This window comes from Moorena sp. SIO4A1 (assembly GCF_010672065.1).
In the GTDB taxonomy this organism is placed as follows: Bacteria; Cyanobacteriota; Cyanobacteriia; order Cyanobacteriales; family Coleofasciculaceae; genus Moorena.
Map to the genome: position 1 here is coordinate 1 of NZ_JAAHHX010000703.1, position 1462 is coordinate 1462.

Annotated in this window: 1 protein-coding gene; it reads right to left on the minus strand. The window is 40.4% G+C overall.

Annotated elements, in window-relative coordinates:
• Window positions 1–407: 407 nt before the first annotated feature.
• The coding region (locus F6K53_RS42100) for an alkene reductase (protein ID WP_293086431.1) at window positions 408–1462 on the minus strand (1055 nt) is incomplete at its 5' end.

Below are 1462 nucleotides of genomic sequence, written 5' to 3' on the forward strand. Positions count from 1 at the left end.
GTACACAATTTCTGTTAGGGAACAGGGAACAGGGAACAGGGAACAGGGAACAGGCAACAGCCTGCCCCGTAATGAACCACTGTTCGGTCAAAAAATTGTAAACCCTAAAGGCATTTAGGGTTAAGATTTCAGGCTAGATCGCACGTAAGCATTCAGCCGTCAGCCGTGAGCTTTTAGCTCACGCTACGCGAACAGCCGTCAGCTAAAAGCTCACGCTACTTGAGGTGATTAAAATAAACCTAGAACGAGAAAATTAATAGTTCCAGATTAATGAGAATTGAAAGTCTGGGGAAAAGTCCATAACTCGTGGTACAGGCTTCGAGCCTGGGATGCATTAGCTGATAGCTGTTCGCGTAGCGTGCGCGTAGCGCTTAAGCTGATAGCTGAATGCTTACGTAAGAGCCTCGCTAGTTTTCCGTCTTATAAGTAGGAAAGTCAGTATAACCTTCTTTACCTGGAGAATACCAAAGTTTCACATCTGGAATAGGATTGAGGGGCCAATTATTAGCGAAGCGAGCAACTAAATCTGGATTACTCAGAATAGGTCTTCCGAAAGCAATTAAATCCGCCACACCTTCTTGAATTGCAGCTTCGGCTGTTTCTTGAGTATAGCCGCAATTACCAATAATTGGACCATCAAAAACGTTTTTAAACTCAGCCAAAGTCATCGGTTCTCCTAATTCATGAAATCCAAACGCCAATCCATATATTAGATGGATATAAGCTAACCCATAACTGTTTAACTCTTTAGCTACATAAAGAAATGTTTCACGATAATCCACAGATACCAGATCATTAAATAAACCATTAGGAGACAAACGAACCCCCACTCTATTGACTGGAAAAACAGTTATTACAGCTTCGATTACTTCTTTGAGGAAACGATATCTATTTTCAATACTACCACCATAGTTATCTATTCTTTGGTTGGTTTTAGATTGCAGAAAATAGTCCAGTAAATAACCATTAGCTGAATGAATTTCTACCCCATCAAAACCTGCCTTTTTGGCATTTTCAGCCGCTTTTTTATACTCTTCTACTATTTGGGGTATTTCTTCAGTTTCCAGGGCTCGTGGGGTTTCGTGAGGCTGTTTTCCCTGAGGGGTATGAACATATTCTTCGTTAATTTTAATGGCTGAAGGAGCAACAGCTAGCTTACCATCATGGAAACTACTATGAGAAGCCCTACCACAGTGCCAAAGCTGCAAAAATAATGGCGTATTTTTAGAGTGTACACCACTAACAACTTTTTTCCACCCTTCAGTTTGTTCCAGAGTATAAATACCAGGAGCATTTACCCAACCGTTAGCTTGAGGGGAAATAAAAGTACCTTCAGTGATAATTAGACCTACTCCAGTTCTTTGAGTATAATATTCCACCATTAAATCATTGGGAATACCCAGATTAACTGCTCTACCTCTAGTTAAAGGAGGCATTACTACTCGGTTTTTTAAAGATAAAT